Source organism: Streptomyces sp. PR69, assembly GCF_026420845.1.
Lineage (GTDB): Bacteria > Actinomycetota > Actinomycetes > Streptomycetales > Streptomycetaceae > Streptomyces.
The window spans coordinates 78,739-85,674 of record NZ_JAOWCB010000025.1; the positions used below are offsets into that span (position 1 = coordinate 78,739).

The 6,936-nt window shown below is 74.0% G+C and carries 7 protein-coding genes and 1 other RNA gene; 3 read left to right on the forward strand and 5 right to left on the reverse strand.

Features of this window, described 5'->3' with window-relative positions:
• Positions 1-903 (forward strand): JmjC domain-containing protein, encoded by a 903-nt coding sequence (locus OF819_RS21900; RefSeq protein WP_267245314.1) that lies wholly within the window; start codon positions 1-3, stop codon positions 901-903.
• A 216-nt stretch (positions 904-1,119) separates the two neighbouring features.
• On the opposite strand, the gene rnpB is transcribed toward OF819_RS21900, so the two are convergent.
• An RNA gene (gene rnpB / locus OF819_RS21905) (RNase P RNA component class A) lies at positions 1,120-1,525 on the reverse strand.
• A gap of 191 nt (positions 1,526-1,716) precedes the next feature.
• Positions 1,717-3,162 carry an RNB domain-containing ribonuclease gene (locus OF819_RS21910; RefSeq protein ID WP_267245315.1) on the reverse strand — a complete coding sequence of 482 codons (1,446 nt, stop codon included), beginning with the start codon at positions 3,160-3,162 and terminating at the stop codon, positions 1,717-1,719.
• Between the two features lie 314 nt (positions 3,163-3,476).
• On the opposite strand from OF819_RS21910, the gene yaaA reads away from it, so the two are divergent.
• Together yaaA and eda are read left to right on the forward strand one after the other, a co-directional pair.
• Entirely contained in the window at positions 3,477-4,283 is an 807-nt protein-coding gene (gene yaaA / locus OF819_RS21915) for a peroxide stress protein YaaA (RefSeq protein ID WP_267245316.1), read from the forward strand.
• Between the two features lie 70 nt (positions 4,284-4,353).
• Entirely contained in the window at positions 4,354-5,004 is a 651-nt protein-coding gene (eda, locus tag OF819_RS21920) for a bifunctional 4-hydroxy-2-oxoglutarate aldolase/2-dehydro-3-deoxy-phosphogluconate aldolase (protein WP_267245317.1), read from the forward strand.
• Positions 5,005-5,108: 104 nt separating this feature from the next.
• On the opposite strand, the gene OF819_RS21925 is transcribed toward eda, so the two are convergent.
• The 3 genes from OF819_RS21925 to OF819_RS21935 all read right to left on the reverse strand — a co-directional run.
• Complete coding sequence (locus OF819_RS21925; protein WP_267245318.1) at positions 5,109-5,285, reverse strand: hypothetical protein; 177 nt, start codon at positions 5,283-5,285, stop codon at positions 5,109-5,111.
• A gap of 81 nt (positions 5,286-5,366) precedes the next feature.
• On the reverse strand, positions 5,367-6,215 hold the full coding sequence (locus tag OF819_RS21930) for a GNAT family N-acetyltransferase (RefSeq protein ID WP_267245319.1): 849 nt from the start codon (positions 6,213-6,215) through the stop codon (positions 5,367-5,369).
• A gap of 13 nt (positions 6,216-6,228) precedes the next feature.
• On the reverse strand, positions 6,229-6,936 hold a 708-nt coding region (locus tag OF819_RS21935; protein ID WP_267245320.1), incomplete at its 5' end, for a histidine phosphatase family protein.

Consider the following 6,936-nt stretch of genomic DNA (forward strand, 5'->3'; position numbering starts at 1 on the left):
ATGTCGCTGAGCCTCTTACTGCCCGAGGATGGTGTGATCGAACTGCTCAACACGTGGCCTGACGAGCCGCGTGTATTCGAGCGTGGCAAGACAGCTCTCGACGAGACGGTCACCGAGGGCTTCCTCACGGGCTGCACCTTCACGGGGTGCGTGCCGGCGAACGAGATCGCGGTTGTGCGTGCCCCGGCCCCGTCTCTGAACCAGAACGCCTATATGACCCATGGCCGCACCGACGCGGCCAAGCTCCGCAAGCTGTACGACAGCGGGTACACGATCCGGCTCGGCAACCTGCAACGAGTCAGCCCGTTCATGACGAAGGTCTCGCGCGGTATTCAGGAAGAGACGGGCTTCTCCAACTACATCCACGCCTTCCTGACCCCGCCGGGCAACCAGGGGCTACGCCATCACTGGGATCAGCAGATGGCCGTGATCGTCCAGGTCGCCGGCACCAAGCGGTGGCAGCTCTGGAGCCCGCCCGTCGAGTCCCCCATGAGGGAGTACAACGAGTCGTGGCGCGTCTGGCGCGACCACTACATCCCTGAGTGGGAAGCCGCGGGCCCGGACCTGGAACTCGACCTGCGGGCCGGTCAGTCGCTTCTTCTACCAAGGGGCTGGGTCCACAACCCTCACGTGACCGACGAGGGCGAGCACAGTGTCCACCTGACGTTCGCCATCCGGGAGCGCACGCCCCTGTGGCTGGTCGAGAAGCTCGTAGCGGAGGCGATCGGGGACCCGGAGTTCCGTCGCATCATCCTGCCTGGCGACATCACCGGACCGGCACTCCCCGACCGAATACGCGAGGCCCGCAAGGCGCTTCGGGCGCACCTGGACGGTCTCGACATGAACGACCTCGCCTCGGCCGTACGCCAGGCCGCCGTGACTGAGCTGGATTACACCACCTGACGCCAGTCCCTGGCCCCGGCCGGGTCGCATCCGCCGTTGCGGACGGGCCGGGCCTTCAAGCTGTGCGTCGCCACCGCCACAGGATCGCCACACAGCACCGAGAAACACCCGGAAATGGTCACAAAGAGTGAGCAGCGTTCACTCGACTGCGGGGGTATAGAAGTGGCCCCTGACCAGGTAAAACACCTGATCAGGGGCCTGCCCCCGAAGGGGCGGCAGACGAGTCGGCCTATACGCCGGGTTCTGTCACCCGGTCGCCTCGCGGCGGCCGGGGAGACGGCCATCCATCTAGGACCGGCGTTGCCGCCGGTCTCGTGCGGTCTACCCGCGGACTCGGGCGGGCAGCCCTCGGTCGTCCGCGCAGAGCGCGTTTCACGGCGCTCCTTTTGACCTTGCTCCGGGTGGGGTTTACCGAGCCGCCTGAGTCACCTCAGGCGCTGGTGGTCTCTTACACCACCGTTTCACCCTTACCTGGGGCGCGAGGCCCCCGGCGGTCTGTTTTCTGTGGCACTGTCCCGCGGGTCACCCCGGGTGGCCGTTAGCCACCACCCTGCCCTGTGGAGCCCGGACGTTCCTCGGGGAGATCCGGAGAGGATCTCCACGCGGCCGTCCGCCCGGCTCGTCTGCCGTGACTGACATGCTACCTGGCGTGCGGGGACGTACGGACGCGCGGTGCCTGACCCTGCCACGGCGTCATGGTTGCCCGGCTCGCCGGGCGGCGGGCGCAGCCCGGCTCGACGAGCTGGGGGAGGCGGGGCAGCGCGCGGACGGTGAGGTTTCACGCGGATGCCCCTGGTGCGGTCGTCGCGGCGCTCACGCGGGGGCGAACAGCACCTTCTGCCTGCCCGGGTTCGCCTCGATGAGCCGTACGAGCAGCCGCTCGCCGAGCGGGAGCGGGCCGTCCGCGCTCTCGATGCGGCCCACGACGGCCGGGTCCGCCAGCTGGGCGGTGCCCACGGCGGGGTCGTCGTCCCGGACATCCACCACACAGGCATCGAAGGTCTCCCCGAGCCGGTCCTTCAGCAGCGCCGCCTCGACGACGTCGACGCACTCGCGCTCGACCGTGTTGGCGCGCCGCGCGCCGGTCTCCATTTCCTTCGGGAGCCCGTCGAGCGCCGCCGTCACCCACTCGGGAGGCTCCCGTCCGGCGACGGCCGCGACGCACAGCTCGCCCGTGTAGCGGTCGACGAGCCGTCGCAGCGGGGCGGTGCAGTGCGTGTACTCGTCCGCCACGGCGGCGTGCACCGACGGCGAGGGCAGGACGCCGCCGCGGAAGACCGAGTAACCCGCACCGCGCAGCAGGATGGTGCACTCCTGGAGGAACGCGGCGCAGCGCGGCTCGCGCGGATCGAGCGAGCGGACGAGATCCGCGTACGAGACATGGTGCGGCCAGTCGATGCGCAGGGCGGCAGCCGTGCGCCGCAGCCGGGCGACCGCGCCGTGCGGGGCCGTGGGCAGGGTGCGCAGGATGCCGGTGCCGCAGGCGGTCATCAGATCGGCGGCTGCCATGCCGGTGAGCAGGGAGATCTGGGCGTTGAAGCCCTCGGCGGGGAGCGGGGCGCGGAACTCCAGGTCGTACGAGCCCTCCCGTTCGACGATCTCCTGCTCGGGGACGGAGAGCGAGATGCCGCCGCGCGCGATCTCCAGCCGCTGCCGCAGGCGGCCGACCGCGGCGAGGAGCGCGAGGGGCTCCTCGGCCGTGCCGGTGTCGATCTGGCGTTGGACGTCCGCGTAGTCGAGGCGGGCTCTGCTGCGTACGAGGGCTCTGCGCACCTCGGTACGCACGGTGCGGCCGTCCGCGTCGAGGTCGATCCGCCACAGCAGGGCGGGCGCGGTCTGGCCGGGGAGGAGGCTGGCCGCGCCTTCGGACAGGGCGGGCGGGTGGAGCGGGATCTTTCCGTCGGGGAAGTACAGGGTCGTCACGCGGCGGTGGGCTTCGGCGTCGAGCGCTCCGCCGGGTGCGACGAAGGCGGCGACGTCGGCGATGGCGTAGTGGACGGTGCAGCCGCCGCCGTGGGGCGCGCGGGCCAGGTGCATGGCCTGGTCGAGGTCCGTGGAGCCGGGCGGGTCGACGGTGAAGAGGGGGAGGTCGGTCGCGTCCCGGTCGGGGAGCCGCGGCGCTCTGGCGACGGCGTCCGCCTCGGCGAGGACCGCGGGCGGGAAGGGGCCGGGGACGTCCAGCTCCGTGCGCAGCGTGCGCAGGGCGGACCGGAGCGGGGCCTCTGCTGCGCCCGCGGTGTGCAGATGGCGGCGGGGCATGCACCGAGCCTATGGCGGGCGGGGGCGGTCGGCACGCGGGGAGCGCGTGCGCCGGGTGGGCAGCGGGGCGAGGGACGCCGGTGCGGGGAGCAGGTGCGGGTGCGGGGTGGCGGACGCGGGCGCGGGGTGGCGGACGCGGGCGCGGGGTGGCGGACGCGGGCACAGCCCGGCCGGGCGGCCCGGCCGGGCTCGACGCACCAGCGGGGCGCACGCCGCCGGCCGGCGTCACGCACGCCCGGACCGCGGCCGCGGGGGCCGTAGGCTGGCGCGGGGGCCGCACCCCCCGCCCCCGTGCGTACGAAGGAGAGATCGCCGTGCTCGTGCTGTTGCCGCCGTCGGAGGGAAAGGCCGCGCCCGGGCGCGGGGCTGCGCTGAAGCCGGAGTCCCTGTCGCTGCCGGGTCTGGCCGAGGCGCGCGCCGCGGTGCTGGACGAGCTGGTGGAGCTGTGCTCCGCCGACGAGGACAAGGCGCGGGACGTCCTGGGGCTGAGCGAGGGCCTGCGCGGCGAGATCGCCAAGAACGCGCAGCTGAGGACCACGGGCACGCGTCCGGCCGGGGAGGTCTACACGGGCGTGCTGTACGACGCCCTGGACCTGGCCACCCTCTCGGCCGACGCCCACCGCCGCGCCCGCCGGTCGCTGCTGGTGTTCTCCGGCCTCTGGGGCGCGGTCCGGATCGACGACCGGATTCCGTCGTACCGCTGCTCGATGGGCGTGAAGCTGCCCGGCCTCGGCGCCCTGGGCGCGTACTGGCGGACCCCGATGGCCTCCGTGCTGCCCGAGGCGGCGGGCGACGGCCTGGTGCTGGACCTGCGCTCCTCCGCGTACACGACGGCCTGGCGGCCGAAGGGGGAGGTCGCGGGCCGTACGGCCACGGTGCGGGTGCTGCATGCGCAGGTCGACAAGGTGACCGGCGTCGAGAAGCGCTCCGTTGTCAGCCACTTCAACAAGGCCACGAAGGGCCGCATCGTCCGCAGCCTCCTGGAGTCCGGCTCCCGCCCCGCGAACCCGGCGGAACTGGTGGAGGCGCTGCGCGACCTGGGCCATGTGGTGGAGGCGGAGCCTCCGGCGAAGCCGGGCAAGGCGTGGGCGCTGGACGTGGTGGTCACGTCGATCCACTGACGGGATGACCCCGTTGCGCATTACGCAATGACCATTGTGCAGTGCGGAGTACGGCGGGACGATGGCGCGCATGGCCGACGCCTCCTCTGTTCTGGAGTTCTCCCCCGTCCTGCCCGTCGTCGTCATCGACGACCTCCGTGACGCCGTGCCGCTCGCGCGGGCGTTGGCGGGCGGGGGGCTGCCGGCGGTCGAGGTGACGCTGCGGACGCCCGTCGCGCTGGACGCGATCCGGGCGATCGCGGCGGAGGCACCCGAGGCGGTTGTCGGCGCGGGGACGGTCGTCTCGGCGGAAGGCGTGGCGGCGGCGACGGCGGCCGGGGCGCGGTTTCTGGTGAGTCCGGGGTGGACCGAGCGGGTGCTGGGCGCGATGCGGGAGTCGGGGGCGCCGTTTCTGCCGGGGGTGTCGACGGCGTCGGAGACCGTGGGGCTGCTGGAACGCGGCGTGCGCGAGATGAAGTTCTTCCCGGCGGAGGCGGCCGGCGGCGCCGCGTATCTCGCCGCGCTCGCCGGGCCGCTGCCGCAGGCCCGGTTCTGTCCGACCGGCGGGATCACGGCCGCCTCAGCGTCGTCGTATCTGGCGATGCCCAACGTCGGCTGTGTGGGCGGCACGTGGATGCTCCCGGCGGACGCGATCGCCGCGAAGGACTGGGGCAGGGTGCGGGCCCTGGCCGCGGAGGCGGCGGCGCTCACCCGCGCACCGCTCGCCCCGCATGCCGACTAGAGCGCGCGCCCGGCGTCACCGCGGCCACCGCCCGCGGTGTGCCGCACGGCGAGCGCTTCGGTCACCACGGGGGCACGTGTCGCGCGGGCGGTTCTGCCGCCCTGTCAGCGATGGCCCGCGCTGTTCCGCACCGGCCGGCGCAGGATGTCCCTGATGCGCCAGCACAGCTTCCGGGCGCGCGGTGTCGCTGTGGCGTAGCAGGGGCCGAAGCAGACGGCATCCGCGCTGCGGCCGAGCGGGACCCCCTCGCGCGGATGCCGCTGTGTGGGATCGCCGGCCATGCGGCCTCCTCCGGCTCCGTGGGCGGGTCCGGCGGATGCCGCCGGCGCAGTACTCCGGCACAGCGTAGGCGGGAGGGCGGGCTACGTGAAGGCGATCTCCGCGTAGTCCGCCAGCAGGCGGTAACCCAGGCGCTGGTAGAGCGCGTTGCTCGTGGGGTTGGACAGGTCCGTGAAGAGCAGGACCTGTTGCGCGCCCGCCGCCAGGGCTGCGTGGCTGACGGCCGCCGCGGCCCCGGCGGCGTATCCCCGGCAGCGCAGCGGGGGCGGGGTGTAGACGTTGGAGACGCGGGACTGGCCCGCGAGCGGCGGCGAATGGGAGGCCATGGAGACCGGGCGGCCGTCCGGGGTCTCCCACAGGTGCAGACCGCCCTCGGCGATGCGCCGTTCCGCGAGCTGTGCATAGTCCAGGTCGTGCGGTTCGCCTACGGCCGCCGCGAACTCCCGCAGCCAGGACGCCGCCAGGTCCAGGTCCGCACCGGCCGCTTGGCGCGCGCGGCCCGGCGGGGCGGGGTGCGGCGGGGTCAGGTCGCCCAGCCGGAACAGGCGGGTGCGGCCCGTGAGCTGCCAGCCGCCCGGCCCCGCCCAGGCGTCGGCGAACGCCCGCGCGGGCCCGTCGCCGCCCCGGACTCCGGGCAGTCGCACACCGCGGCCGCGCAGCTCCCCGGCCAGTTCCGCCGCGAGCCGCTCCGGCATGGGGCCTAGGGCCGGCGGCCAGGGAGGCGTGTGGAGGAAGGCGGCCTCGGCCGGCGCGCCGGGGTTCCGGCGCCACCAGCCGAAGGACGCAGGTCCTTCCCCGTACACCTGCGCGCCGTGCCGCCGCACCGTCTCGCTGACGGTGAGCAGTGCGGTGGCACGGGCGGCCTCAGCCGCGAGATACGCATCCGTCTCGCGGCGGAACTCCTCGACGTCCTCGCTCAGTTGCCAGGGCACGACAGGGCGTCGCTCAGCGCAGATGCGATGTGTCGTTGAGCAGCCGCACCGACGCGTTGCCGTCCGCGTAGTACGCCACCGCCGACAGCGACGCCGCCGACAGCTCCATCCGGAACAGCGATTCCGGCGGCGCGCCCAGGGCCAGCCGGACCAGCGTCTTGATCGGCGCGACATGGGTGACGAGCAGAACCGTGCGTCCGGCGCTCTGGGCGATCAGCCGGTCGCGGGCGGCGGCGACGCGGCGGGCGACCGCCGCGAAGCTCTCTCCTCCGCCGCTCGGGGCGGCCTTGGCCGAGGAGAGCCAGGCGTCGAGGTCGTAGGGGTACCGCTCCTGCACCTCCGCGAAGGTCAGCCCCTCCCATGCGCCGAAGTCCGCCTCGCGCAGGCCGTCTTCGATCCGCACGTCCAGGCCGAGGCGCGCGGCGACGGCCGCCGCGGTCTCGCGGCAGCGCGTGAGCGGCGAGCTGACGATCTCCTGGATCGTGCCGCGGGCCGCGAGCGCCGCGGCGGCGGCCTCCGCCTGGCGGCGGCCGGCCTCGGACAGCGAGGGGTCGCTGCCGCCGCTGCCGGAGAAGCGCTTCTCGGGGGTGAGCGGCGTCTCGCCGTGCCTCAGCAGTACGAAGGTGGCCGGCGCGCCCAGATCTGGGGCGGCAGCCCAGCCGACCGCCGGCGCGGCGGTCCGGGCGGCGGCCCGTGCCTCCGGCTGGACGTCACGTCCGGC

What these genes read in the sequence shown, in the direction of transcription:
- OF819_RS21900 (WP_267245314.1), top strand. Translation starts at nt 1, where the DNA reads ATGTCGCTGAGCCTCTTACTGCCCGAGGATGGTGTGATCGAACTGCTC.
- OF819_RS21910 (WP_267245315.1), bottom strand. Translation starts at nt 3,162, where the DNA reads ATGCCCCGCCGCCATCTGCACACCGCGGGCGCAGCAGAGGCCCCGCTC.
- eda (WP_267245317.1), top strand. Translation starts at nt 4,354, where the DNA reads ATGGCCGACGCCTCCTCTGTTCTGGAGTTCTCCCCCGTCCTGCCCGTC.
- OF819_RS21925 (WP_267245318.1), bottom strand. Translation starts at nt 5,285, where the DNA reads ATGGCCGGCGATCCCACACAGCGGCATCCGCGCGAGGGGGTCCCGCTC.